Origin of the sequence: Vibrio coralliirubri (genome assembly GCF_024347375.1) — a bacterium.
Lineage (GTDB): Bacteria > Pseudomonadota > Gammaproteobacteria > Enterobacterales > Vibrionaceae > Vibrio > Vibrio coralliirubri.
Genome location: NZ_AP025470.1, coordinates 3,183,294 through 3,210,041, shown reverse-complemented (window position 1 = coordinate 3,210,041; position 26,748 = coordinate 3,183,294). Strand labels below are relative to the sequence as shown.

Sequence of the window (26,748 nt, the reverse complement as noted above, 5' to 3'; positions counted from 1 at the left end):
GTTTTAGCGCTCGAATACTAAGATTTGACAGATAATAAAAATGCCGCTCAATGAGCGGCATTTTTGTAACGGTAACTTGAGTAATTAAGAGTTACTTACTTGCTACTTTTAGACCTGCGTTTACATCAACGATGTCTTGCTCGCTTAGCGTACCAACTGCTTGACGAAGCTGAAGTACACTTAGGATGTAGTTGTAACGAGCATCTGAAAGATTTTTGTTCGCATCGTATAGACGACGAGTCGAATCTAGTACGTCAACGATAGTACGAGTACCTACATCAAAACCAGCTTCTGTTGCTTCTAGAGCAGACTGAGCAGAAACTACAGACTGTTCGTAAGCGCGTAGAGCACCAATCGAAGCGCTGATGTTGTTGTTGAATGCACGTACGTCTTTTACAACGCTACGGTAAATCGCTTCTAGATCTTCACTTGCTGCAACGTAGTTGTATTCAGCCTGTTTAGTCAAAGAAGTTGTGCTACCACCCGTGTATAGAGGTACAACTAAGTTCAAACCGATGTTTAGGTTGTCAGAGTCGTAGTCATTTACGCTGTTAGAGCTGTCTGTCTGTTCTGCAAGACCGTAGCTACCATCTAACGTTAAGCTTGGTAGGTGACCAGAGCTTGCTAGAGAGATATTATCTTTCGCTACATCTTGAGAGATACGTGCAGCCAATAAGCTAAGGTTCTTTTGTTCTGCTTGTTCAACAAGTGCAACTGCAGATTCAGAAGATTTGCTTGCTGAGAAACGATCAGTATCTAGGATGCTTAGGTTAGAGTGTTCCTGACCTGTAATCTCGCGTAGACCTTCGTAGCTATTCGTTAGGTCGTTCTCTGCAAGAACTTCATCAGCCAAAACGCCATCGTACTGAGCTTGCGCATCGTGCACATCGGTGATTGCTGAAAGACCCACTTCAAAACGCTGTTTAGTTTGCTCTAGTTGACGAGCAACCGCTGCTTTCTCTGCACGAACAAACTCTAGGTTATCTTGAGCTCGAAGCACTTCGAAGTATGCTGTCGCAACACGAAGGATCAAGGCTTGTTGTTCTGCCGCGTAAGCTGAATCAGATTGACGAGCAGTTTTCTCTGCCGTGTCTAGAGTGATCCAAGAAGAACGCTGGTAAAGCTCCTGACTGAAGCCAATGCCAACACCCCATTGGTTGTTATCATTGCTCATATCGCTTCGGTCACCACGATTAATATCGTAGTTAGCTGTTAGATTAATTTGCGGTAACAAAGAGCTACGGCTTGACGTTACTGCTTCAAAAGCGGCATCGCGCTGCGCTGCTGAACGAAGAAGTTGTGGATCGTTCTGTTTTGCTTGGTCGTAAACTTCAGCTAGCGTATCAGCAAAAGCTGACGAACTCAGGCTGCCAATTGCTGCACTGATAAATAGTGGAAGCAGTTTTTTCATTTTCCTATTCCTGCCTTTTATGGAATTTTCTTTAAAAGAGTTTAACCCAGTTTGGTGGTAATTTACTCGAAACTTTGCACTTTTTTACAGTTAACTGTCCACTTGTGCAATATTTATTTTTTAAAACTTAACTTTAATTATAAATTTTATATAAAAAGTTGAACCTTATCCTTGGTAGTTAACTCGGACAATGAGTAAACTATAAAGATCACTTAGTGAGGTACCAAATGCAACAGTATGACAATCAACGACATGAGTTTACTCCGCAAGATGTGGAAATAGTCTCAAAAGAGACGCTGTTTCGTGGTTTTTTCAAAATGGTTAAGTACACATTTAAACATAGACTGTTTGAGGGCGGCTGGAGCCAACCAATAGAGCGTGAGATGTTTGAGCGTGGACATGCTGCCGCTTTGCTACCTTATGATCCTGTGCGTGATGAAGTGGTGATCGTCGAACAGATCCGTGTTGGTGCCCTAGAGCATGAGCACCCATGGCAATACGAAATTGTTGCTGGGATCATTGATACTGATGAATCACCGCAAGATGTCGCTCGTCGTGAGGCGATGGAAGAAGCCGGAGTCGAAGTCGGGTCTGTGTTGCCTATTACTTCGTATTACCCTTCATCTGGTGGTTGCTCTGAAAAGCTCGACGTCTTTGTTGGCTGTGTTGATGCAACGACAGCCAAAGGGGTACACGGATTGGACTACGAAGGTGAAGACATTCGTGTACAAGTGATGAGTCGCGAAGCTGCTTATCAGTTGGTAAAAGATGGTGTATTTGAAAATGGAGCCACGATCATTGCGCTACAGTGGCTACAATTGAACTACCAAGAATTACAGTCAGAGTGGATAGATTAACGTCATGCCAAATATCGCAGTCAAAAAACCGTATCATGTTGATCTTGCTGAATTGATGCGAGTTTACGAGACTAACTATGCCAAACTGAACGCTTTGTTACCGGTTGGGCATGAGGTTGGTGACGTTCGCTGTTACCAAGCCGTTAATATGGTGTATCAATTGACAGTGAATGAGGTCACAAAATACACCACATTAATAGATATATGTCAGAGTGACGCGATGCCAGTGTTTCCTTTGCCAAAAATGTCTGTCAGGCTATATCACGACGCTCGAGTTGCAGAAGTGTGCGCTAGCGGGGATTTTTCGCGAGTCAAAGCGAAATATGACTATCCCAACACTAAGCTTCTGCAAAAGGACGAGAAATTTCAATTGAATAAATTTCTTGGGGAATGGTTAACGTTTTGTTTAAAAACTGGTATCAGCCGAACCCCAATTGCCTTTTAATTGAGCCTATTTATCAACACTTTTAAAGTCTAAACAGTAACGTATCTGGATTTGTTATTTTGGAATTATCACACACTTCAAAATTTGATGAGAGCACTATTAAGCTTGTGCAGCTAACGGACACGCATTTATTTGCGCCGAGCAATGGCAGCTTATTAAGCATCAACACTCAAGATAGCTTTCGTGCTGTAGTCGATGGCATTGTTAGTCAGGGTTTTGACTATCAAGCGATTTTAGCAACCGGAGATATCTCTCAAGATCACAGTGCTGAGTCGTACCAGAAATTTGAGTCAGGGATTCAACCTTTGGAAAAGCCATGCTATTGGCTGCCAGGGAACCATGACTTTAAGCCTAATATGGGTAGTGTTTTACCATCACCACAAATACAGTGTGTTGAGCATGTCTTGCTAGGCGATGACTGGCAGATGGTGATGCTAGACTCGCAGGTGGTTGGTGTGCCTCATGGTCGCCTCAGCGATCAACAGCTTGATCTGTTAGAACAAAAGCTGACGGAGTTCCCTGAACGTAATACCTTGGTTCTATTGCACCACCATCCATTGTTGGTTGGTAGCGCATGGTTGGATCAACATAACCTAAAAGACGCCGATCAATTTTGGGATGTGGTTCAACAGCACACCAATGTTAAAGCGGTACTGTGTGGTCACGTTCATCAAGACATGAACCGAGATCATCATGGTGTACAAGTCATGGCAACCCCATCGACTTGTGTGCAATTCAAACCTAACTCAGATGACTTCGCGGTTGATACTTTGTCTCCGGGTTGGAGAGAGATTGAATTACATCAAGACGGTACCGTTAGCACGCAAGTTCGTCGTTTGCCTCATGGGCAGTTCTTGCCTGATTTTAAGGCTGCTGGTTACTAATGAAGGTGGTTATTGATGCCAGGCTCTAATCAACAAGCTAATAAGCCATCGCTGCTTCTCTATATTCACGGTTTTAACAGCTCATCACGTTCTCATAAAGCGAATGTGATGGCAGGTTACTGTGCGGAGCATCGCGCTGATATTAAAGTCGTAACCCCTCAACTGCCGAGTCTCCCTCAGCAAGCGGCACTTCATTTACAGCAGCTGGTGGAGCAATACAAAGAGCAATATCAAATAGCGTTGGTCGGTAGCTCACTGGGTGGCTATCTTTCAACATGGCTGAATAGCCACTATGGTTTTAAAGCGGTGGTTGTAAACCCTGCAGTGAAGCCTTATGAGCTTCTTGCTGACTATTTAGGTGAACAAGTAAACCCATACACAGATGAACGATATGTACTGGAAACAAAGCATATTGATGAACTGAAGGCGTTAGAGGTTTCGGCTATCGCTAAGCCGAGCGACTTCTGGTTACTTCAGCAAACGGAAGACGAAGTTCTGGATTACCGACAAGCGGTAGAGAAGTACCAAGGTGCAATACAGACAGTAGAAGAGGGCGGGGATCATAGCTTTGTTGATTTTGAACGCTACCCACAACAAATCATCACCTTTCTAAATCTTTAATCTGTTCCACCAACCAAGTGATTTTCTCTTGTTTGCCTGTTATTTCATCTATCAATGGTGAAATATCATAGTTTGATGTCTTAGTTTTTGAACTAGCTTGACATCATTACTCAGCTTCCAGACTATATTCCCCAATACTTCGCTCGTTCGCTCTACTATGACGGTTCATAGTAATGATTCTGCTTTAGTGAAACTGGAGCCAGCGAACTGACGCAAACTTTTTGAGTAAACTCCGTATTATGACTGAACAATATAATGCAAAAGACCTCGAGGTACTTGAAGGTCTCGATCCTGTGCGACACCGCCCGGGAATGTATACCGAGACAGAAAGACCTAACCACCTTGCCCAAGAAGTCATTGATAACTCGGTCGATGAAGCACTAGCGGGACACGCTAAGAAGATCAAAGTGGTACTTCATGCAGACCAATCGTTAGAAGTTACCGATGACGGCCGTGGTATGCCTGTCGATATTCACCCTGAAAAAGGGATCTCAGGTGTTGAGCTGATTTTAACTAAGCTCCACTCTGGCGGTAAATTCTCGAATAACAACTACAAGTTCTCTGGTGGTCTGCACGGTGTAGGTATCTCGGTCGTAAACGCGCTGTCAAAACGTGTTGAAGTGACCGTACGCCGAGAAGGTCAGGTTCACGAGATCGCACTTGAAGGCGGTCATGCAGTAACAGAGCTTACTGTAACGGGCACTTGTGGTCATCGTAACAGTGGTACATCAGTACATTTCTGGCCTGATCCTAAGTACTTTGATAGCCCTAAATTCTCGACACTTCGTCTGATTAACAACCTGCGTGCAAAAGCAGTGCTTTGCCCAGGTTTAGAAATTACCTTTATCGACAAAGTCGGTGGCGAAGAGCATAAATGGTTCTATGAAGATGGTCTAAAAGACTACCTTGCCGAAGGCGTGAAAGGTTACACCTTACTGCCTGAAGAACCGTATGTTGGCGAGTTCGTTGCTGAAACAGAAATGGCAAACTGGGCGATCATTTGGCAGCCAGAAGGCGGTGATATGATCACCGAAAGTTACGTGAACTTAGTACCGACTAAACAAGGTGGTACGCACGTAAACGGTCTTCGCCAAGGTCTTCTTGATGCAATGCGTGAGTTCTGTGAATTCCGTAACTTGCTACCACGTGGCGTTAAGCTAACGGGCGACGATATCTTCGATCGCTGTTCGTACGTATTATCGGTGAAGATGCAAGATCCGCAATTTGCTGGTCAAACAAAAGAGCGCTTGTCTTCCCGTCAAACCGCTGCGTTTGTGTCTGGTGTGGTAAAAGATGCGTTTAGCCTGTGGTTGAACGAAAAGCCACAACTGGCAGAACAGCTAGCAGAAGCTTGTATTGCGAATGCCCACCGCCGTATGCGCGCAAGCAAAAAGGTTGTGCGTAAGAAAATCGCTTCAGGCCCAGCACTGCCGGGTAAGCTAACGGACTGTTCAGTTCAAGATTTAAGCCGTACCGAAATCTTCTTCGTGGAAGGGGACTCGGCGGGTGGTTCTGCTAAACAAGCACGTGACCGTGAGTTCCAAGCGGTGATGCCACTTCGCGGTAAGATCCTAAATACATGGGAAGTGTCAGCAGACCAAGTATTGGCCTCACAAGAAGTGCACGACATCTCGGTAGCTCTGGGTATCGACCCGGACAACGATGATTTATCCGGCCTGCGTTACGGTAAGATCTGTATCCTTGCCGATGCGGACTCGGATGGTCTTCATATCGCGACACTGCTATGTGCATTGTTTACTCGTCATTTCCATGCTTTGGTTGAAGCGGGTCATATCTATGTGGCAATGCCTCCTCTGTATCGTATCGATTGCGGTAAAGAAGTGTTCTACGCACTCGATGACGCAGAGAAAGACGGTGTGCTTGAGCGACTATCGCAGAAGAAAGCCAAGATCAACGTGCAACGATTCAAAGGTCTGGGTGAAATGAACCCACTTCAGTTGCGTGAAACCACCATGGATCCAAACACTCGTCGCCTTGTTCAGTTAACGATTGACGACAGCGAAGCGACCAACGAGATGATGGACATGCTGCTTGGTAAGAAACGTGCAGATGATCGCCGTACATGGCTACAGACTAACGGTGATATGGCCGAGGTATAATGGATGTCTAACGAAATTACATATGATGGCGTTGAACAATTGCCAATGCGCAAGTTCACCGAAGATGCCTACTTAAATTACTCAATGTACGTGATCATGGATCGTGCATTGCCGTATATCGGTGATGGCTTGAAGCCAGTACAGCGTCGTATTATTTACGCGATGTCTGAGCTAGGCTTATCGGCTGCATCGAAATACAAAAAATCAGCACGTACCGTTGGTGACGTATTAGGTAAGTATCACCCACACGGTGACTCTGCTTGTTACGAAGCGATGGTATTGATGGCGCAGCCTTTCTCTTACCGCTACCCATTGGTCGATGGTCAAGGTAACTGGGGTGCTCCGGATGACCCGAAATCGTTCGCTGCGATGCGTTATACCGAAGCGAAATTATCTAAGTTTGCTGAGGTCCTTCTAGGTGAACTGGGTCAAGGCACTGTTGACTGGCAACCAAACTTTGATGGCACGATGAAAGAGCCTCAAATGTTGCCAGCTCGTTTGCCTCATATTCTGCTTAACGGTATCACTGGTATCGCGGTAGGTATGGCGACCGATATTCCACCACACAACGTGCGTGAAGTCGCTAATGCAGCCATTCACCTAATTGATACGCCTAAGTCTGAGCTTTCAGACGTGATGGGTTTCATTCAAGGTCCAGATTACCCGACTGAAGCTGAGATTATCTCTCCGAAATCGGACATCGAAAAGATCTACCGTACTGGACGTGGCAGCATCAAGATGCGCGCGGTTTGGCACAAGGAAGGCTCTGATATTGTTATCACGGCTTTACCTCATCAAGTGTCAGGTGCGAAGTTACTTGAGCAAATTGCTAACCAGATGCGCGCTAAGAAGCTGCCAATGGTTGACGACTTGCGTGATGAATCGGATCACGAGAACCCAACGCGTATTGTTGTCGTTCCTCGTTCAAATCGTATCGACTGTGACCAATTGATGAGTCACTTGTTCGCGTCGACGGATCTAGAGAAAAACTTCCGCGTTAACTTGAACATGATTGGTTTAGATAACCGTCCTCAAGTGAAAGGCTTAGTTCAAATCCTGAAAGAGTGGATTGAGTTCCGTCGCACAACGGTTCGCCGTCGTTTGCAGTACCGTTTAGATAAAGTACTGGCACGTTTGCACATCTTAGAAGGTTTGCTTGCTGCTTATCTTAATATCGATGAAGTGATTGAGATCATTCGTACAGAAGACGAACCATGTCCTGTCCTAATGAGCCGTTTCAACATTTCTGAAATTCAAGCCAATGCGATTCTTGATATTAAACTTCGTAACTTAGCTAAGTTAGAAGAGTTTAAAATCCGAGCGGAACAAGAAGAGCTTGAAGCTGAACGTGAAAAGCTTGAAAAGCTACTCGGTTCAGAGCGTCGCTTGAATACGCTGATCAAGAAAGAAATCCAAGCAGATGCGGATAAATACGGCGATGATCGTCGTTCACCTCTGATTGAGCGTGCTGAAGCGAAAGCGCTAACAGAACGCGACTTAGTGCCAAGCGAACCAATCACGGTTGTATTGTCTGAGAAAGGTTGGATTCGTCATGCTAAAGGGCATGAAGTGGACGCTGAAGGCTTGAACTACAAGTCTGGTGATAAATTCTTAGCGAGTGCTAAGGGTAAGAGTAACCAACAAGCGGTGTTCCTCGGCAGTGATGGCCGAAGCTACTCCCTTGAGTCACATTCACTACCGTCTGCGCGAAGCCAAGGTGAGCCAATTACAGGCCGCTTGAACGTCAGCCCAGGTACTTCTATTCGCCAAGTGGTGATGGGAGAGAATGAACAATTATGGTTAGTCGGTTCTGATGCAGGTTATGGCTTTGTTTGTAAGGGTAGCGATCTGCTGTCAAAGAACAAGAGCGGTAAAGCCTTGGTTAACTTGCCACAAGCCTCTGAAGTGATGATGCCAAGCCCTATTGCTGACTTGGACAGTAACCAGATTCTGGCGATTACTAACCAAGGCCGTATGTTGTTGTTCCCGATTAAAGACCTACCTCAGCTGAGCAAAGGCAAAGGCAACAAGATCATCAACATTCCTTCTGCGAAAGCAAAAGAGCGTGAAGAGTTTGTCTCGCATCTTATGGCTATCCCAGAGAATGCGACGCTGACTATCTACGCCGGTAAACGTAAGCTTGGCTTGAAACCTGCGGATCTTGAAAACTTCCGTGGTGAACGTGGTCGTCGTGGTGGCCTACTGCCTAGAGGACTGCAGCGAGTGACTCGCATCGATATCGAAGAGCAAAGTGAATCGTAGAGATACTTGAAACAATCTTTAGATAAAAGAAAACCCAGCCTATGAGCTGGGTTTTTTGTACTTGTGTATTAGCAGCTTGAATCACTGCTTACATCGTTTGCTCTACAGGCGAGTATCTTCTGCGATGGTGACCTTTAAGGTTTTGTTTTCACCTTGGCGCAATATACCCACATCGATAACTGTACCCGGTCTCAGGTCGGTAACGATGTCCATAACACTCTGTCGTCCATTAACTTGGGTGTTATTGATACTGACAATAATATCTTGTGCCTCAAAGCCTGCATCAGCTGCTGGCCCATTCGGGTCTATGCCCAATACAACGATCCCGCCTATGTTCTTAGTACCAAGTAAACGTGACGTCACCGAATTGATGTCTTGTCCGTCGATACCAATATAGCCACGAATCACACGACCATCGGCGATGATCTTCTCCATGATTTTATTAGCAAGCGGATAGGGGATAGCGAATGAGATCCCATAGGTTTCCATGTCGGTAGCTTGTTGGAAAGAAGCGGTATTGATACCGACTAGCTCACCTTGTGAATTAACCAGTGCGCCACCTGAGTTACCTTCATTGATTGCCGCATCGGTCTGGATAAAGGCTTGATGGCCATCGGCACTGATCGAAGAGCGGCCGGTTGCAGAGATGATACCAAAGGTTGTTGTTTGACCTAGGTTGTATGGGTTACCGATAGCCAGTACTACATCACCGACGTTGGCTTTGTAATTAGGATTGAGTGGGATCACCGGTAGGTTGTCACCGCTGACTCTAAGTATCGCGATATCGGTACGCTTGTCTGAGCCAACCAGTTGTGCAGCGGCCACTCGGCCATCTTGAAGTGCCACAACTATTTGGTCTGCTTGAGCCACTACATGGAAGTTGGTAATGATGTAGCCTTTCTCGCTAACAATCACCCCAGAGCCCAAACCTTGAGTGAGCAGTTTGTTGCGATCGCTTTCAGCGTATTTACGGCTATAAATGTTAACCACTGCAGGTGCCGCGCGGCGAACTGCTTGGTTAAATGAAATCTGAAGAGAGCCAATATTATCGACTTTAGGGCTAGTGACGTCAGCAACAATCGCTGGTCTTAAGCTCGGAAATGCGAGAAGAATAAGCGCCGCTGAAACGAGTCCAAGGGAAATAGAACGAAATAGAAAGGACAGCATGTTTCCCTCTTCAACAAGTAAGGTGTGAAGCCTCCATCAATGGATGACTGACTTGATTACAAGTGAAGCATAGCATTTTGATTGATCTAAAGAAAAGGGAGACTGAGTAAGTTTAAAGCAAACTTACTCAGTCTCCCTGTAATTGCGCTGACGTAAGACTATCGAATTACAAGATAGATAGTTCGGTCGCCTCGCTGGATATTAAGCGCCAGTACACCAGGTTGTTTTTCAAGAATCTCTCTAAACTCAGCAAGGTTCTTAACCGTTTGACGGTTTACTCCGATGATGATGTCATCTTTCAGAAGTTGATAGGCTTCGGCTGGTGAACCTTGAGCAACATTCGATACCTTGACGCCTGTTGCAGAGTCTGTCTCGGTTGTGTTGGTTAACTCAGCACCGGCCAGTCCTTCATGGAGCTTCTCAGCCTGCGTCTTATTATTGGTGGATTCACCAAGCGTCACATCAAAAGTTTTGCTCTTACCGTCACGAACTACACCCAGCTCGATCTGTTTACCTGCGCCGAGTGTTGCGACCTTAGCTCTTAACTCGCTGAAGGTATCAATGCGTTTGCCATTAATAGAGACAATAATATCGCCCGCTTTCAGTCCTGCTTTATCTGCTGCGCTGTCAGGGACAATTTGGCTAACAAAGGCGCCCTTACTTGATTCATAACCGAGTGCTTCTGCCAATTCAGAGGTCACTTCTCCGCCTTGAACGCCAAGCATGCCGCGTTTTACTTCACCGAAATCGAGAATTTGTTCTGTCAGGTTTGTCATCATATTAGAAGGGATTGCAAAGCCGATACCGACATTACCTCCGTTAGGGCCAAGAATGGCGGTGTTGATACCAATTAGCTCACCGTTGAGGTTCACTAGCGCGCCACCAGAGTTACCGCTGTTGATTGCTGCATCGGTTTGAATGAAGTTTTCAAAGTTTTCTAGATTCAGGCCGCTACGACCAAGTGCAGAAACAATACCGGATGTTACGGTTTGTCCTAGCCCGAATGGGTTACCGATCGCGACACTAAAATCACCAACTCTTAGTTTGTCTGAGTCTGCGACTTTTATCTGGGTGAGGTTCTTGGCTTCTTCTAATTTTAGCAGTGCGATATCCGACATCTGGTCGCCGCCGATAAGCTCAGCATCGTACTCTCGACCATCATGCAGTTTTACTTTGATATCGTCCGCGCCATTGATGACATGGTAATTGGTCACGATATGACCTTTCTTGGCGTCAATGATGACACCAGAGCCTAATCCGCGGAATGGACGCTCTCGTGTTTGTTCTGGACCAAAAAAGAATTGAAATTGTTCAGGGATTTGCTGACGTTGTACCTGTTTGCCTTCTACGGCAATACTAACCACTGCGGGGGTCACTTGCTCAAGCATCGGAGCAAGGCTCGGTAATTGTTGATTACCCACACTTAATGGCAGTGCGGCTGTTGCTTGAATGGGGGTGATGATTGAACTTAAGCTTAAAGTCAGTACTGATAAAGCAAGCAAAGGTTTTTTCATCATAAACTCCTCTCTAGTTAAGGTCTTAACCCTCTTATACGCTTAATAAGTATGAGAAGTTTCAAATGACCTGAGTGAAAGTTATGACTCAAAAACCTTTGTAAAGTTCACAGAAGTGTTAAATGTTTACGATGCTTTTGCTGTTACAACATCGGGAGCATCCATGATTTCTTTCTTCTGCTCTGTAAATAAACCGGTTGCGCCATTAGCGTAATCTTTCGGTTGTTCATCAAGTGTCGCCTCTTTTGTTGAAGACTTATCTTGTGGCTTGTCCGAATGGGCAGCGGCTGTTTTCACAAACGGGTTATCTTGCTCTGGCAGGTTAGGAATCAGCTCTGAGCTTGTTTTTTCCATGTGTTGGTACAGTTTTGTGTAGTCTTTACCTAAGGTGTCCAACATTTCTGCGGATTTCGCAAAGTGATCAGCCAGCTCTTGTCGCTGCTGCTCAAGGGCAAACTTTGCGCTATCTAATTCTTTCTGTACGTTCTTTTGTTTTTTGTATTCAGGTGTCATGAGACGAGAGATAGCGACCCCTAAAATAACTCCGACTAGTAAACCGGCAACGGCATACATCCAAGGCATAACAGCTCCTTATTATTGTTTTTTAACATGTTTGTTACTGCTTAGTTACACGTGATACGGCTCCATGGTACTATGAGAAAGCCGCAGTATAAAGAGAAATGCGTGTGCGCTAGTTAGCAGTTTAGTGCTGCATTATTCACCACATCACGTTATTCCTCGTACTGTTTGGGCTCATTTTTAGTTGTTGTCTGATATTGCTTTCATTGTGGAAATGTCGTCATGAATCCCATTAAAAAATACGAACAAGATATAAAAGAACATGGATTTCAAAGAGATCCAGCACAAGAGCAAGCCGTAAAATCTTTAGATGAACTCTTTCATCAATTTCAAGATTACATGAATACGCCCATTCCTCAACTGACTCGCTTCCAGAAATTACTGGGCAAAAAGCCAGAACTGCCACAACCACCGAAAGGTCTCTATTTTTGGGGTGGAGTAGGGCGAGGAAAAACGTACCTAATGGATACGTTCTACGATGCCTTGCCGACCACTAAAAAAATGCGTGTGCACTTTCACCGCTTTATGTATCGAGTTCATGATGAGCTAAAGGCGCTCGGTAATGTGAGTGATCCATTACCTTTAGTCGCAGACAAGTTGAAGGAAGAAGCGGACATTATCTGTTTCGACGAATTCTTTGTTTCAGACATCACCGATGCGATGATCCTAGGAACCTTGTTCCAAGAGTTATTCGCTCGAAACGTTATCTTGGTTGCGACCTCTAATATTCCACCCGCGGATCTGTATCGCAACGGATTACAGCGAGCGCGTTTCTTACCGGCCATTAAGCTCATTCAAGACAACTGTCATATCCTCAATGTCGATAGTGGCATTGATTATCGTCTACGTACCTTAGAACAGGCTGAGATTTACCATTATCCACTGGATAGCCAAGCGAATATCAATCTCGAAAAGTATTACGCTCAGCTGGTTGGCGAAGATAAAGAGAAGCTTAAGCAGATAGAGGTTAATCACCGTCAATTAGATGTAGTCGAAGCGAGTGATGGCGTACTGCATGGTACCTTTGCTCAGCTCTGTCAGTCGGCTCGTAGCCAGAACGACTATATTGAGTTGTCTCGGGTTTATCACACGGTTCTATTGGCGGATGTGTTGCAAATGGGCGCGACTTCAGATGACGCTGCGAGGCGCTTCATTGCATTAGTTGATGAGTTCTACGAGCGCAATGTGAAGCTGATTATTTCAGCAGAAGTGGAGCTAGAAAAGCTCTACACCCATGGTCAGCTAGAGTTTGAATTTAAACGTTGTCAGTCGCGTTTAATTGAAATGCAGAGCCATGAATATTTGGCAAAAGAACACTTAAGTTAGCTTTGATTATCTCGAATAAGAAATAGAATTAAAAAAATCGTGATTTTGTTCAAAAAGAGGTGATTTTTTCTTCGCTCTTCTCTATAATCCTGCGACCTACCGTTACTGCGGGCCTCTAGCGATGAGTAAAATCACGTTATGCCAAGAGTTTTCCAACACTCGAAGGGGTGATGAATGGTAACTCTTAGACAGTGGGAATACGCGAGTATTCCTTAAGTGTAAATTTTTTAAATAGGTAATTATTAGCATGAAAACTTTCGTTGCTAAACCAGAAACTGTAAAACGCGACTGGTATGTTGTAGACGCTGAAGGCAAAACTCTTGGCCGTCTAGCAAGTGAAATCGCTTCTCGCCTACGCGGCAAGCACAAAGCAGAATACACTCCTCACGTAGACACTGGTGATTACATCATCGTTGTTAACGCTGAGAAAGTTGCTGTAACTGGTAACAAAGCTAAGGGTAAGGTTTACTACCGTCACTCTGAGTTCCCAGGTGGTCTTAAAACTATCACTTTTGAAAAGCTAATTGCTAAGAAACCAGAAATGGTTCTAGAACTAGCAGTTAAAGGTATGCTTCCACGTGGTCCTCTAGGCCGCGCGATGTACCGTAAGCTTAAAGTGTACGCTGGTACTGAGCACAACCATGTTGCTCAACAGCCACAAGTACTAGACATCTAAGGGGATTATGAAAATGGCAGAGAATCAATACTACGGCACTGGTCGTCGCAAAAGCTCAGCAGCTCGTGTTTTCATCAAACCAGGCTCTGGTGAGATCGTAATCAACAAGCGTAGCCTTGATGTTTACTTCGGTCGTCCAACTTCTCGTATGGTTGTTAAGCAACCTCTTGAGCTAGTTGAACTAACTGAGAAACTTGACCTTTACATCACTGTTTCTGGTGGTGGTATTTCTGGTCAAGCTGGCGCAATCCGCCACGGTATCACTCGCGCTCTTATGGAGTACGATGAAACTCTACGTCCTGCTCTACGTGCAGCTGGCTACGTTACTCGTGACGCTCGTTGCGTTGAACGTAAGAAAGTTGGTCTACGTAAAGCACGTCGTAAACCTCAATTCTCTAAGCGTTAATTTTTCTTTACGAAAAAGTACACGCTCCCAGTTTTACGACTGGAATTGTGGTTCAAAGCTCGGCTATATGCCGGGCTTTTTGTTTTTATACCCCCCTCTAAACGCTTCCCCTCCCTCGTTTTATTTCCAAATTCTTATATTTTGAAAGCTTTTGTAACCCAATGTGCGCTTTGCCTCATGATTGTTACAAAAAGGTAGCTTTATCTTGTCAAAAAGTAGGGTTTTATTTATCATTTGCCGTCAATAAATAGAACTAAATACATATTTTGTTAGCCATGCTCTTTAATCGGAATTATTTCAATCCACAAGGAGCAAATGGGAGAATGTTTGGATGAGCAACGCGCCTTTAAATAACGGTCGCAGGCGTTTCTTAACCGCAACAACAGCCGTTGTTGGTGGTTTAGGAGCAGCTGCTGTAGCCGTGCCTTTTATTAAATCATGGAATCCGAGTGCCAAGGCGAAAGCTGCGGGCGCGCCGGTGGAAGTGGAAGTCAGTAAGTTAGAACCGGGACAAATGGTTCGTGTCGAGTGGCAAGGTAAACCTGTATGGGTTGTACGCCGTGCTGAGTCGGTACTAGAAAACCTAAAATCGATCGGTGGTCAACTTCGTGACCCTCAATCTGAAGCTGAACAACAACCAGAATACGCACAGAACGAGTTCCGTTCAATTAAGCCGGAATTCTTCGTTGCTGTTGGTTTCTGTACGCACTTAGGTTGTTCTCCAACTTACCTGCCGGATTCTTTTGCAGAACAAGTTCAGGGTGTTAAGTCTGGTTTCTTCTGTCCTTGTCATGGTTCAAAGTTTGATATGGCAGGTCGAGTATTCCAAGGCGTACCAGCTCCATTGAATCTTGTTGTACCAAAGCATATGTATTTGAGTGACACTAAGATCATGATCGGTGTGGACGAGGGAGACGCGTAATGCAAGGATTGCTTGATTGGGTAGAGAAACGTCTACCCGCGATGAATGCTTATAAAAAGCATTTATCTGAATACCCAATGCCTAAGAACTTTAACTTTTGGTACCTTTTCGGTTCTTTGGCAATGTTGGTACTGGTTAACCAAATCCTTACGGGTATTTGGCTAACAATGAACTACGTACCGTCAGGTGAGGGTGCATTTGCTTCTGTTGAATACATCATGCGTGATGTGGAATACGGTTGGCTATTACGTTATATGCACTCAACAGGTGCTTCGGCATTCTTCGTTGTTATCTACCTGCATATGTTCCGTGGCCTAATCTACGGCTCTTACCAAAAACCTCGTGAGCTACTTTGGATCTTCGGTATGTTGATCTTCTTAGTGCTTATGGCTGAGGCTTTCATGGGTTACCTACTACCATGGGGTCAAATGTCTTACTGGGGTGCTCAGGTAATCATTTCTCTGTTTGGTGCGATCCCTGTTATCGGTGATGACCTAACGCTTTGGATCCGTGGTGACTACATCATCTCTGGTGCAACGCTGAACCGTTTCTTCGCACTGCACGTTATCGCTCTACCAATCGTACTTCTGCTGCTTATCGTACTTCACGTACTAGCACTGCACGAAGTGGGTTCGAACAACCCAGACGGTATCGAGACGAAACTTCCTAAAGGCACAATGGGCGACGACTACAAAACTCAGTTCCCATTCCACAAGGATTACACCAAGAAATACGACATCATCGACTCTATTCCTTTCCACCCATACGGGACCGTGAAAGATATGGTTGGTGTGGCCGGTTTCCTATTCTTCTTCTGTTATGTGCTGTTCTTTAACCCAGAGATGGGTGGATTCTTCCTTGAGCCGCCAAACTTTGAAGCTGCTAACCCACTGAAAACACCAGAGCACATCGCTCCGGTATGGTACTTCACGCCGTTTTACGCAATTCTGCGTGCTGTTCCTGATAAGTTGCTAGGTGTTGTAGCAATGGGCGCATCTATTGTTGTGCTATTCCTACTGCCATGGTTTGACCGTTGTAAAGTGCGTTCTTACCGTTACCGTAGCAAACTGCATTTGATTAATATCATCCAATTCACAATAAGCTTTATTGCGCTTGGTGTACTTGGTGCGCTTCCAGCAACGCCAACATACACGCTACTGGCTCAAATCTTTAGCTTAGGTTACTTCATGTTCTTCGTTCTACTGTGGTTCTACAGTAAAAATGAAGCGACGAAACCATTACCAGAAAGGGTGACATTCAAATGAAAAAGTGGATTGTAATTTTATTTGCTATGTTGCCGTCACTGGTGATGGCAGCGGGTGCAAACGTACCATTAGACAAAGCGAACAATGATTTAACAGACAAAGCTTCATTACAAAATGGCGCTAAGATGTTCATGAACTACTGTTTCGCTTGTCACTCAACGCAGTACCAGCGCTATGAACGTGTTGCGAATGATTTAGAGATCCCTGTTGATCTTATGAAGGAAAATCTGATTTTCGACCCTGAAGCGAAAATTGGTGACCTGATGGTTAATGCTATGCCTTCTGATCAAGCGGCAAGTTGGTTTGGTGCTCCGCCACCAGACCTAACATTGGTTGCTCGTGTTCGTGGCGCAGACTGGCTGTACACTTACCTTCGTACTTTCTATGAAGATCCGTCTCGTCCATTTGGCGTGAACAACATTGTTTTCCCAAGCGTTGGTATGCCGCACGTTCTTGAAGAACTGCAAGGTATCCCAACACCAATCTACGATACTCATATGGTAGATGGCGAGGAAGTGACGGTGGTTGTTGGCACTGAGACTGACGGCTCTGGCGAATTAAGTGCTGGTGAATACGACGAAGCGGTTCGTGACCTTGTTAACTTTTTGGTTTACTCGGGCGACCCAGTTCAACTTGAGCGTCACGCTATGGGTTGGTGGGTAATGGCCTTCTTAGTAATCTTCACTATCATCGTGATTTTGCTGAAGAAAGAGTATTGGCGTGATGTGCACTAATTGTGCTATAATACCGTGCTAATTCCCAAATTATGTTAATGTTCAATGGAGGCTTTAGGCCTCCATTGTTTTTATTTAAAGTGTACTGGAGGGCTCCATGGCTGTAGCTGCCAATAAACGTTCTGTAATGACTCTTTTCTCAAGTGCTTCTGATATGTATAGCCATCAGGTGCGCATCGTTCTTGCTGAAAAAGGCGTAAGTGTTGAAGTTGAGTTGGTTGATGAAAAAAATCTACCAGCAGAGCTTGTTGAACTGAACCCGTACAAATCAGTACCTACTCTTGTTGATCGTGAGCTTGCTCTATATGACTCAAAGATCATCATGGAATACCTAGATGAGCGTTTCCCTCATCCACCGTTGATGCCTGTATACCCGGTTGCTCGTGGTAACAGCCGTCTAATGATGTACCGCATTGAGCGTAACTGGTATTCAGTTGCAGAGAAGATCGTTAAAGGCAACGCTGAAGAATCTGAAGCAGCTCGCGTTAAACTGCGCAACGACCTACTGACTCTTGCTCCTATCTTCGCTGAGTATGAATACTTCATGAGCGAAGAGTTTAGCCTAATTGATTGTTACCTAGCTCCGCTACTATGGCGTTTACCTGAGCTTGGTATCGAACTAATTGGTCCTGGTTCTAAAGAGCTTAAGATTTACATGAACCGCGTATTCGAACGTGATTCATTCCTAGCTTCTCTAACTGAAGCTGAGCGTGAGATGCGACTCGTTCGCTAAGCGTTTATGGATATTTCTAATATGACTCCACGCCGACCATACATGCTTCGTGCATTTTATGAGTGGCTGGTTGATAACGAACTAACTCCACACCTTGTTGTTGAAGCAACATTACCGGGCGTGCGAGTTCCAGAAGAGTTTGTTCAAGATGGTCAGATCATTCTGAACATCGCGCCTCGTGCGGTTGGACAACTTGAACTGGGTAACGAAGCTGTGACGTTTAGTGCTCGCTTTAGTGGTCGTCCACACTCTGTGATCGTTCCGCTTTACGCAGTACAAGCGATTTATGCTCGTGAAAATGGTGCTGGTACCATGTTTGAACCTGAAGAGGCTTACATGGAAGCGTTTGAAGAAGGGATTGAAGAAAGTCCTTTTGAAGAACCAGAAAAAGGCCCATCTTTGAGCGTAGCAACGGCAGAGGTAGATGCTGAAGAGCCTGACTCAGATCCTGAGCCACCTCGTCCAGCGAAAGGTCGCCCAAGCCTTCGTGTTATCAAATAACGTTAGTTAAATAACGAACCAAATAAAAAAGCAGCGACTCGTCGCTGCTTTTTCTTTTCTGCTATATAGCATTCAATTAACTGGCTTTAGTCTAGTTAACAGCTGTCTCTTCTTCACCATATTCAAATGCTCGAATGACCTGTTTTACGCCAGAGATATTACGCGCAACTTCTGTCGCGATATCAGCATGCTCTCGAGTGACGAGGCCAAGCAGGAATACTTCAGAATCCTCAGTAATCACTTTTACTTTGATACCGTTAAGCTCAGAATTAGCAAGTAGAGCTGATTTCACCTTAGTGGTAATCCAGCTGTCTTTACTGATCGCACTCACAGACAATGGCTCTTTCACTCGAACCTGGTTGTGGATGCTCTCAACGCCAGCCACTTCTTTGGCTTGGTTTTCAAAAGCGCGACGTTCTGAATCTGTGGTTGCTTGGCCCATCAGTACCACAGAACCTCGGTAAGAGCTTGCGGTGACACGTACGTTGCCACGGAATGGTTGTTTATTGGTAATCGCTGCAACTTCAAATTCGATGTTGTTGTCGTTCCAAATCTCTTTGGTTGTTCGTGTATCCGTGACTAGGTTTGCAGTGGTTGCAGCACCAGCAATGAAAATGCCAGCACAACCAGACAGAGACAGTGTAAGTAGCGAAACACTAATCAGCTTAAACAGCCTCATAGAGGTTAATGATTTCATTGTGATGCTCCGTATATCACTCTTCGTGAGCAGGGAAGAGTACTTGATCGATTAGGTCACATAGGCAGTGTAGTGTCACCATGTGTACTTCATGAATGCGCGCTGTACGGTGTGAAGGGATACGAATCTCTACATCGTGTTCACCAAGCAAACCTGCCATCTCACCACCATCTTTACCGGTAAAGGCGATGATTGTCATGTCGCGAGTTACCGCCGCTTCCATTGCCTTGATGATGTTCTTGCTGTTACCGCTAGTCGAGATAGCCAACAGAATATCGCCAGTTTGACCGAATGCACGCACCTGCTTAGAGAAGATCTCTTCATAGTGGTAGTCGTTAGCCACAGCCGTTAGCGTGGTGTTGTCTGCTGTGAGTGCCATTGCTGGAAGGCTAGGGCGCTCTGTTTCAAATCGGTTGAGTAGGCACGATACAAATTGCTGAGCATTCGACGCCGAACCACCATTACCACAACAAAGAATTTTGTTTCCGTTAAGCAAGGTCGCAACCATTGCTTGAGCGGCATGCGTGATTGCGTCAGGCAGAGCTTCTGCAGCCGCAATTTGGATTTGAATACTTTCTGTGAAACTTTCTTTAATGCTGTCTAGCATGTTTATCCTTGGGTAATCGCGTTTTGAATCCAGTCGATAGTGTCATTCGGCCCTTCAATGGCAACAATATCAAACCTGAAATCTGTAGAGTGCACCGACAGGCCTTGCTGCATAAGCCAAACATTGGCTGTTTTGAGCAGTTTCTGTGACTTCTTGGCAGTCACCATTTCAGCGGCATGTCCGTAGCGGGTTTGCTTGCGGTATTTTACCTCAGCAAACACAACCGTATTGTTATGGCGCATTATAAGATCAATCTCGCCACATTTTGCTATGAAGTTTTGTTCTATTAACGATAAACCGTGGTTAATCAGATAAGATTTTGCCACGGTCTCATATTTATCACCCACTTGCTTGTGGGTGATACTTGGTTTGGATAGGAACTTTCGGCTAAAAAGCCCCATGCTCTGCCCAGCTGATTTCACGTTGAACCACACAGTTGTTATCGATGGTTAACATACCCGTTTCACCTGGAATGCTGTAACCCTGCACGGCTTTCATCTGTGGTAGTGCATCCATTAGGTAGTATGCATCCATTCCCAGTGCTTGCAGACGCTTTTGACCGTTTGAGTGTGCAGGCCATAGGTCGTTTAGCTCTTTATTAAGCTCGTTTTTATTCTCAACCAATAGTGGAATATCGCTGTAGAACACACCGGTTAGGTCTTCATACTGCTTATCACCGCTGTTGCTGCGTGAGTTTGAGAAAAGAGCGGGTTGGCTCGCATCTGGGTTAATTGCAACTTCAATGAAGGGTTTGATTAGTGTTAGCTCTGAGTTCTTAGCCACAATGTAGACAGAATCGATATCGCGACGGCTGCGTGGCTCGGTTTCTAGGTCTAGGTTCAGTAACCCGTCCATTTGAGCGATACGCTGTTGGCTCTCTTGCAAGCCGAATACCTGATTCACATTGCGTTGCAGTTGGCGTTTGTCAGAGAACAAGCTGATAGCCACATCGTTGCTGCTGTATTTTTTCCACTCTTCTTTAAACGCTTGCTCAACACGCTCACCTAAACGTCCTCTTGGCGCAAGGATAAGCGGATACTTGTAGCCTTGAGCAAATAGGTGTTTCGCTGCCTGAGCGACTTCTTGCTCTGGCGATAGAGCGAGATAACAAATGTTGGTATCTGGTTCTAGTTGCGTTGGAATGTTCAGAGCTAAAGCTGGAATCGAGTTCTCGTGGTTTTTCTGTGCTTGCTGAAGCTTAGTGATGTTGCTCTTAATCAGCGGGCCAACGATGAAATCAACGTTGTTCTCTTCCAATGTCGCTTTAATCTCAGCGGCACTTTGCACGTTGGTATCCATTACCGTCAGCGTTGCATCTTCTTCACGCTCTTTGTCATTCATCATCGCAAAGATGAAACCGTCACGTACAAGTTGTGCTTGCTTACCGTATTTACCGGTTAGAGGCAGTAATAGTGCAGTGCTGGTTGGCTTGCTGATCTCTAGCGCCAAGATGTCAGTGATCGCCTGAGGTGTGTATGTCGCTGCTGGGTGCTGAGGATTCTCTGCTAGCCAATCAGACAGGGTTTCCTGCAGGTTTGGAAGGTTTGAATTCAGCGTCTTCATGTAAATCGCCAGCTGTAACCAACCTGCAAGAACGTCTTCTGTAGGCGACGTCTTAAGCTCTAGAATCTCATATTGAGAGTAGCTATTTAGGTTCTGCCAAATACGGTCAGCAGCTTGCTGTTGTAGCTCGTCGTCAGCGTCTAGATATTCTGAATAAAGAACTAACTCACGGCTTGCTTCAAAATACTCGCTTTGCATTTCAGAAATGTTCGCGCGTAGCTCGTGATAATCTTTCCACTGCTCGTTCGGAAGTTTCCACCAAGGCTGGAAGTTCAGTTGGCTATAAGCTTGTTCAGGCTGTGAGTTATTCACCAGCAGTTGAGCGCGCGCTAATTGCCATTCCGCTTGTTGCGTTTCGCTCAGCTCTTGTTTTGCTAAGCGTTTGATCAGCAGAGTTGCTTGATCGGTTTTTCCAGCTTGCACAGAAGCCTTAAGCGCCATGATTAACCAGTCGTTTTGTAGACTTCCTTTGCTACTATCCGCCTGCATCATGTAACTTTCAGTTGATTGCGCTGGATCTAGTGTAATATCAACGCTCGTTGGTGCTTGAGGACCTGAAGAACAAGCCGCCAATGTAATTGCTAATGCAATTGGAGTTAGTAAGCGTGGTACACTGAGTCTCTTATGGTTCATCGTTGCCATGAGTTCTTTAAATTCCGTATAAATTTGTATCTATATTAATCGTTGAAGTGATGGTAAACAAATGACAGATAACAAAACCTTGCTCACAGAGAGCCCAACTCTCTACATTGTGCCAACCCCAATCGGAAATTTGGGAGATATCACTCAAAGAGCAATTGAAATTTTATCAAGTGTCGATGTTATTGCAGCCGAAGACACACGCCACACGGGTAAGCTGCTTGCTCACTTCAATATATCAACCAGAACGTTCGCTTTACATGATCATAATGAACAAACTAAAGCGCAAGTTCTAGTCGAAAGGTTATTAGAAGGTCAGTCTATCGCATTAGTCTCTGATGCGGGTACTCCTTTAATTAGTGACCCAGGTTACCATCTTGTCTCACAATGTCGTCAAGCGGGTGTGAGAGTTGTGCCACTTCCTGGTGCTTGTGCTGTGATTACCGCGTTAAGTGCTTCTGGTTTACCGTCAGATCGTTTCAGCTTTGAAGGCTTCTTACCGCCAAAGAGCAAGGGTCGTAAAGACAAGTTCTTAGAGATCGCAAAAGCAGAGCGCACCTGCATCTTCTATGAATCACCACACCGTATTTCAGACTCTCTACAAGATATGCTTGAGATTCTTGGCCCTGACCGTGAGGTTGTATTGGCGCGTGAGCTAACCAAAACCTTCGAAACCATCCAAGGGTTGCCACTGGGTGAACTTATTGAGTGGATTGAAGAAGACGCGAACCGTAAACGCGGTGAGATGGTGTTACTGATTCACGGCCACCGTGAAGAAGCGAGCACAGAATTGCCAGACGAAGCGACTCGCACACTAGGCATTCTAACCAAAGAGCTGCCTCTTAAAAAAGCGGCGGCGATGACGGCAGAAATCTACAATCTGAAAAAGAACGCTTTATACAAATGGGGCTTAGAGCATCTAGATAACTAGAAACCTCTTTATAGAGTAGCTAACCTGTATTGAAAAGCTTGTGAGGAATGATGGTATTGCCGTCATTCCTCTTTTTTTGTCTAAATTGTGTAAAATTCACGCAGTTGCTTAGAGGTTTGCACCATATTTGTGATCTCGCTAGACACTGCACCCTAATCTCTATACAATCCGCCCTCGGAGTTGAACGGGTAATCGCTGCTTTGCTGATGTCCTTCGGGAGACTGACGTTGAGGTCCTTCGGGAAACTGACGTTGAAGTCCTTCGGGAGACTGGTAGAGGGGAGGAACGTCCGGGCTCCATAGAGCAGGGTGCCAGATAACGTCTGGGGGGCGCGAGCCCACGACAAGTGCAGCAGAGAGAAGACCGCCGATGGCCTCATTTCTTCGGAAGGGGCACAGGTAAGGCTGAAAGGGTGCGGTAAGAGCGCACCGTGCGACTGGCAACAGTTCGTAGCAAGGTAAACTCCACCCGGAGCAAGATCAAATAGGCCCTCACATTGCGTTGCTCGCGTATGGGGGCGGGTAGATTGCTTGAGCCTGTGAGCGATTGCAGGCCTAGACGAATGGTTACCGCCGCGCAAGCGGAACAGAACCCGGCGTATGTGTCAACTCCACCTATATAAAGAACCCATCATTACTTAACGGTAGTGATGGGTTTTTTGCTTTATATTGACGTAAATTATTTAGATTTCCTTAGAATCCTTCACCCTGATATGAGCTTGGGTCAAAAATTCCCAAAGCCTATACACAATATGGTGGAGATACGGCGTGAAATCAGTACACTAAAACGCTAATAGAACAAATTATTGCCGAACTAATGGCTCAATCCACTCACTGAGAAGACTATGACAGAAGCATTCAAACATATTTCAGTATTGCTTAACGAATCTATTGACGGACTTGCGATCAAACCTGACGGTACCTACATCGATGGTACTTTTGGCCGTGGTGGTCACAGCCGTACAATCCTGTCTAAACTGGGCGAGAATGGACGACTCTTTAGTATCGACCGCGATCCACAAGCGATTGCAGAAGCGCAAAAGATTGATGACCCTCGTTTTACGATTATTCACGGCCCGTTCTCAGGTATGGCTGAATATGCAGAGCGTTATGACTTAGTCGGTCAAGTGGATGGCGTTTTACTGGATCTAGGTGTTTCTTCACCACAGCTAGATGACGCTGAGCGTGGCTTTAGCTTCATGAAAGACGGCCCGCTTGATATGCGTATGGACCCAACAACTGGTATTCCTGTCTCTCAGTGGTTAGTTGAAGCCGATCTTGATGACATCACATGGGTTATTCGTGAGTTCGGTGAAGACAAACACGCTCGTCGTATCGCGAAAGGCATCATTGCTTATCAAGAGAATGAAGAGAACGAACCACTAACGCGTACTGGTCAGTTGGCTAAGCTTATCTCGGATGTAGCTCCAAAAAGCTTCAAAGAGAAAAAGCACCCAGCAACACGTGCCTTCCAAGCATTCCGTATCTACATCAACAGTGAACTTGAAGAGATCGATACAGCCCTGAAAGGCGCAGCAAGCATTCTTGCTCCTGAAGGCCGTTTGTCTGTTATCAGCTTCCACTCACTTGAAGACCGCATGGTGAAGCGCTTTATCCGTAAAGAGAGCCAAGGCCCGCAAGTACCACATGGCCTGCCACTAACAGAAGAGCAGATCAAAGCGCTAGGCAGTGCTGATCTTAAGCCGGTTGGTAAAGCGATCAAACCATCGAAAGGCGAAGTGGATGAGAATACTCGTTCACGTAGCTCAGTATTACGAATCGCAGAAAAGCTATAGTCAATGAAGACCTCCAAACCTAACTTAGCCAAGATAATATTTTTTGATTTGATCTCAGTGGGCAAGGTCCCATTGATGCTTCTGATCTGTATCTTTGCGAGTGCGATGGGGGTCGTTCTTACGACACATATGTCACGTCAGGCGATCACGCAAAAAGACACGGCGTTGGTGGAGCGAGAACAGCTTGATGATGAGTGGCGAAATTTAATGCTTGAAGAGACGGCTCTGGCTGAACATAGTCGCGTTCAAGCATCGGCAAAAAGAGAGCTAGACATGAAACGTCCAGACTCTGAAAAAGAAGTTGTGATCACACTGAAATGACCGGTAAAAAGGAAAAAGCACCCGCAAAAGCCGTTAAGAAACCAACGAAAGAGCGAGTGAAGAGCGAAAAGGATTCGGATCCAATTCTTATTAAATGGCGTTTCAACGTCGTTATTGCTTTCGTGTTTCTTGCCTTTGCTGCACTGGTTGGTCGTGTGGCTTACATCCAAATCATTGAACCAGATAACTTAATTCGTCAGGGCGACCTTCGCTCAGTACGTGTTAAGGCAATTCCTTCTGCTCGCGGTATTATTTCAGACCGCAATGGCGAGCCGCTTGCTGTGAGTGTTCCAGTTGAAGCGGTATGGGCCGATCCTAAAACGATTTTCGATAAAAACGGCATGGCCCAAATTGATCGTTGGTACGCGTTAGCCGATGTACTTGGCTTAGAGCGACAATCGATGATCGACAAGATCTCTAGCAACAAATCCCGTCGATTTATTTACCTGCAAAGACAAGTTAGCCCTGCAATGGCTAAGTATATCCGTGAGCTTAAGCTGGTGGGTGTTGGCCTGAAAGCGGAATCTCGACGTTACTATCCTGCAGGCGAAGTCAGTGCGCACCTTATCGGTGTGACCGGTATTGATGGACACGGCCTAGAAGGCGTTGAGCGCAGCTATGACAAGTGGCTTACTGGCGAGGCGGGTAAGCGAACGATTCGTAAAGACCGCTACGGACGTGTTGTTGAAAACATTGCTTTAGAAGAGCGTGAAGAAGGCAAGCCTCTCGAGCTAACGATCGATCAACGATTACAAGCGATCGCCTACCGAGCGATTAAACAGGCGGTGGCCGATCATAAGGCGACTTCTGGCTCTGCGATTTTGCTGGATGTAAAAACCGGCGCTGTGTTGGCGATGGTTAATGCGCCTTCTTATAACCCGAACAATCGTGCTGACTTACAAAGCTTTAAGATGCGTAACCGCGTACTTACCGATGCGATGGAGCCCGGCTCTACCGTGAAACCTTTTGTGGTTTTGGCGGCGCTAGAGAACGGCACGGCAGATCCAGATATCGTTATTGATACTGGCAACGGCATCATGCAGATCGGTGGTAGTCGTGTGCGAGACTCTTCTAAAGTCGGTAAGGCTGATTTAGCGCTGATCCTCAAGAAGTCGAGTAACATCGGTGTGGCGAAGTTGGCACTTAACATGCCTTTAGAAGCCCTGCTTGGGATGTACAGTTCTGTTGGTCTGGGCGAAATGTCAGGGCTGAACTTAATCGGTGAAACGAGCGGTATTTTCCCGAATCGTCGTCGCTGGTCTAAGTTTGAAATTGCAACATTATCATTCGGTTACGGTTTGTCTGTGACACCGATGCAGTTGGCCCACGCGTATGCGACGCTAGCCAACAAAGGCATGTATGAACCGATTCATATTATTAAGAGTAACGACCAAGACTTTTCTAAGCAGATCATCAAGCGCGAGAACGCTGAACTGGTTTTGAATATGCTCGAAGGGGTGACTCAAAAAGGCGGCACAGCAACAAGAGCGGCTGTTCCTGGTTACCGAGTTGCAGCAAAAACGGGTACTTCTCGTAAGGCTGAAGCTGGCGGATACAGCGACGAATACATTGCGATTACTGCAGGTTTTGCCCCGGTTAGTGACCCAAGAGTCGCGCTGGTTGTTGTGGTCAATGAGCCTCAAGGTGACCTTTACTATGGCGGTTCAGTTGCTGCCCCCGTTTTTTCTGAAATCATGAAGGGTGCATTGCAAATACTGAATGTCCCTGCTGATGAAAACAAGTTTCAAGAATAGAGCCAATCAGGATTCAAT

Annotated in this window: 26 protein-coding genes and 1 other RNA gene; 19 read left to right on the top strand and 8 right to left on the bottom strand. The window is 45.6% G+C overall.

Annotated elements, in window-relative coordinates:
* Positions 1-91: 91 nt before the first annotated feature.
* Complete coding sequence (gene tolC, locus OCV20_RS14545) at positions 92-1,411, bottom strand: outer membrane channel protein TolC (protein WP_086773788.1); 1,320 nt, start codon at positions 1,409-1,411, stop codon at positions 92-94.
* 227 nt (positions 1,412-1,638) lie between these two features.
* Between tolC and nudF the strand changes: the two genes are divergently transcribed.
* The 6 genes from nudF to parC all read left to right on the top strand — a co-directional run bounded on the left by nudF (position 1,639) and on the right by parC (position 8,600).
* Entirely contained in the window at positions 1,639-2,268 is a 630-nt protein-coding gene (nudF, locus tag OCV20_RS14540) for an ADP-ribose diphosphatase (RefSeq protein WP_048609677.1), read from the top strand.
* A 4-nt stretch (positions 2,269-2,272) separates the two neighbouring features.
* A complete protein-coding gene (locus OCV20_RS14535) occupies positions 2,273-2,713 on the top strand; it encodes a DUF1249 family protein (RefSeq protein ID WP_008222561.1) in 441 nt (146 codons plus the stop codon).
* 59 nt (positions 2,714-2,772) lie between these two features.
* Complete coding sequence (gene cpdA, locus OCV20_RS14530) at positions 2,773-3,597, top strand: 3',5'-cyclic-AMP phosphodiesterase (RefSeq protein ID WP_050622283.1); 825 nt, start codon at positions 2,773-2,775, stop codon at positions 3,595-3,597.
* 15 nt (positions 3,598-3,612) lie between these two features.
* Positions 3,613-4,218 carry an esterase YqiA gene (gene yqiA / locus OCV20_RS14525; protein WP_086773787.1) on the top strand — a complete coding sequence of 202 codons (606 nt, stop codon included), beginning with the start codon at positions 3,613-3,615 and terminating at the stop codon, positions 4,216-4,218.
* Between the two features lie 239 nt (positions 4,219-4,457).
* The gene (gene parE, locus OCV20_RS14520) at positions 4,458-6,338 is read left to right on the top strand and encodes a DNA topoisomerase IV subunit B (protein WP_017061428.1); all 1,881 of its coding nucleotides are present in this window, start codon (positions 4,458-4,460) and stop codon (positions 6,336-6,338) included.
* A gap of 3 nt (positions 6,339-6,341) precedes the next feature.
* Positions 6,342-8,600: a DNA topoisomerase IV subunit A gene (gene parC, locus OCV20_RS14515; RefSeq protein ID WP_017067236.1), complete on the top strand. Its 2,259-nt coding sequence runs from the start codon at positions 6,342-6,344 to the stop codon at positions 8,598-8,600.
* Between the two features lie 102 nt (positions 8,601-8,702).
* On the opposite strand, the gene degS is transcribed toward parC, so the two are convergent.
* From degS to zapG, 3 genes are all read right to left on the bottom strand, one after another.
* A complete protein-coding gene (gene degS, locus OCV20_RS14510) occupies positions 8,703-9,767 on the bottom strand; it encodes an outer membrane-stress sensor serine endopeptidase DegS (protein WP_081230859.1) in 1,065 nt (354 codons plus the stop codon).
* A 158-nt stretch (positions 9,768-9,925) separates the two neighbouring features.
* Entirely contained in the window at positions 9,926-11,281 is a 1,356-nt protein-coding gene (locus OCV20_RS14505) for a Do family serine endopeptidase (protein ID WP_086773786.1), read from the bottom strand.
* Positions 11,282-11,407: 126 nt separating this feature from the next.
* On the bottom strand, positions 11,408-11,863 hold the full coding sequence (zapG, locus tag OCV20_RS14500; RefSeq protein WP_050654163.1) for a Z-ring associated protein ZapG: 456 nt from the start codon (positions 11,861-11,863) through the stop codon (positions 11,408-11,410).
* Between the two features lie 219 nt (positions 11,864-12,082).
* Between zapG and zapE the strand changes: the two genes are divergently transcribed.
* The 8 genes from zapE (at position 12,083) to sspB (ending at position 18,423) form a co-directional block, all read left to right on the top strand.
* Positions 12,083-13,186, top strand: a complete 1,104-nt coding sequence (gene zapE, locus OCV20_RS14495; protein WP_050635033.1) for a cell division protein ZapE — start codon at positions 12,083-12,085, stop codon at positions 13,184-13,186.
* A 247-nt stretch (positions 13,187-13,433) separates the two neighbouring features.
* Positions 13,434-13,862 carry a 50S ribosomal protein L13 gene (rplM, locus tag OCV20_RS14490; RefSeq protein WP_010434689.1) on the top strand — a complete coding sequence of 143 codons (429 nt, stop codon included), beginning with the start codon at positions 13,434-13,436 and terminating at the stop codon, positions 13,860-13,862.
* Between the two features lie 13 nt (positions 13,863-13,875).
* Entirely contained in the window at positions 13,876-14,268 is a 393-nt protein-coding gene (gene rpsI / locus OCV20_RS14485) for a 30S ribosomal protein S9 (protein ID WP_004740758.1), read from the top strand.
* A 331-nt stretch (positions 14,269-14,599) separates the two neighbouring features.
* The gene (gene petA, locus OCV20_RS14480; protein ID WP_017061434.1) at positions 14,600-15,190 is read left to right on the top strand and encodes a ubiquinol-cytochrome c reductase iron-sulfur subunit; all 591 of its coding nucleotides are present in this window, start codon (positions 14,600-14,602) and stop codon (positions 15,188-15,190) included.
* Positions 15,190-16,455 (top strand): cytochrome b, encoded by a 1,266-nt coding sequence (locus OCV20_RS14475; protein ID WP_017061435.1) that lies wholly within the window; start codon positions 15,190-15,192, stop codon positions 16,453-16,455. The genes petA and OCV20_RS14475 overlap by 1 nt, the downstream gene beginning before the upstream one ends.
* On the top strand, positions 16,452-17,189 hold the full coding sequence (locus OCV20_RS14470; protein ID WP_017061436.1) for a cytochrome c1: 738 nt from the start codon (positions 16,452-16,454) through the stop codon (positions 17,187-17,189). The genes OCV20_RS14475 and OCV20_RS14470 overlap by 4 nt, the downstream gene beginning before the upstream one ends.
* 97 nt (positions 17,190-17,286) lie before the next feature.
* On the top strand, positions 17,287-17,922 hold the full coding sequence (gene sspA, locus OCV20_RS14465) for a stringent starvation protein SspA (RefSeq protein WP_009848943.1): 636 nt from the start codon (positions 17,287-17,289) through the stop codon (positions 17,920-17,922).
* Between the two features lie 21 nt (positions 17,923-17,943).
* On the top strand, positions 17,944-18,423 hold the full coding sequence (gene sspB, locus OCV20_RS14460) for a ClpXP protease specificity-enhancing factor (protein ID WP_086773785.1): 480 nt from the start codon (positions 17,944-17,946) through the stop codon (positions 18,421-18,423).
* Between the two features lie 91 nt (positions 18,424-18,514).
* Here sspB and OCV20_RS14455 read toward each other — a convergent pair whose 3' ends face one another.
* From OCV20_RS14455 to OCV20_RS14440, 4 genes are read right to left on the bottom strand one after another with little or no spacing between them, the layout of a single operon-like run.
* On the bottom strand, positions 18,515-19,120 hold the full coding sequence (locus OCV20_RS14455) for a BON domain-containing protein (RefSeq protein WP_086773783.1): 606 nt from the start codon (positions 19,118-19,120) through the stop codon (positions 18,515-18,517).
* Between the two features lie 16 nt (positions 19,121-19,136).
* On the bottom strand, positions 19,137-19,727 hold the full coding sequence (locus OCV20_RS14450; RefSeq protein WP_004729817.1) for a phosphoheptose isomerase: 591 nt from the start codon (positions 19,725-19,727) through the stop codon (positions 19,137-19,139).
* 2 nt (positions 19,728-19,729) lie between these two features.
* Positions 19,730-20,128 carry a YraN family protein gene (locus OCV20_RS14445; RefSeq protein WP_048614934.1) on the bottom strand — a complete coding sequence of 133 codons (399 nt, stop codon included), beginning with the start codon at positions 20,126-20,128 and terminating at the stop codon, positions 19,730-19,732.
* Positions 20,115-21,932: a penicillin-binding protein activator gene (locus OCV20_RS14440; RefSeq protein WP_086773782.1), complete on the bottom strand. Its 1,818-nt coding sequence runs from the start codon at positions 21,930-21,932 to the stop codon at positions 20,115-20,117. Before OCV20_RS14440 ends, OCV20_RS14445 begins: the two co-directional genes overlap by 14 nt.
* A gap of 61 nt (positions 21,933-21,993) precedes the next feature.
* Here OCV20_RS14440 and rsmI point away from each other — a divergent pair, with 61 nt between their 5' ends.
* The 5 genes from rsmI (at position 21,994) to OCV20_RS14415 (ending at position 26,730) form a co-directional block, all read left to right on the top strand.
* Positions 21,994-22,860, top strand: coding sequence for a 16S rRNA (cytidine(1402)-2'-O)-methyltransferase (gene rsmI / locus OCV20_RS14435; RefSeq protein ID WP_019824587.1), 867 nt, complete (start codon positions 21,994-21,996; stop codon positions 22,858-22,860).
* 176 nt (positions 22,861-23,036) lie between these two features.
* Positions 23,037-23,476, top strand: an RNA gene (gene rnpB / locus OCV20_RS14430) — RNase P RNA component class A.
* A 228-nt stretch (positions 23,477-23,704) separates the two neighbouring features.
* Complete coding sequence (gene rsmH / locus OCV20_RS14425) at positions 23,705-24,655, top strand: 16S rRNA (cytosine(1402)-N(4))-methyltransferase RsmH (protein WP_017059280.1); 951 nt, start codon at positions 23,705-23,707, stop codon at positions 24,653-24,655.
* 3 nt (positions 24,656-24,658) lie between these two features.
* A complete protein-coding gene (gene ftsL, locus OCV20_RS14420) occupies positions 24,659-24,976 on the top strand; it encodes a cell division protein FtsL (protein ID WP_019824585.1) in 318 nt (105 codons plus the stop codon).
* Complete coding sequence (locus OCV20_RS14415) at positions 24,973-26,730, top strand: peptidoglycan glycosyltransferase FtsI (RefSeq protein WP_019824584.1); 1,758 nt, start codon at positions 24,973-24,975, stop codon at positions 26,728-26,730. Before ftsL ends, OCV20_RS14415 begins: the two co-directional genes overlap by 4 nt.
* Positions 26,731-26,748: the final 18 nt, after the last annotated feature.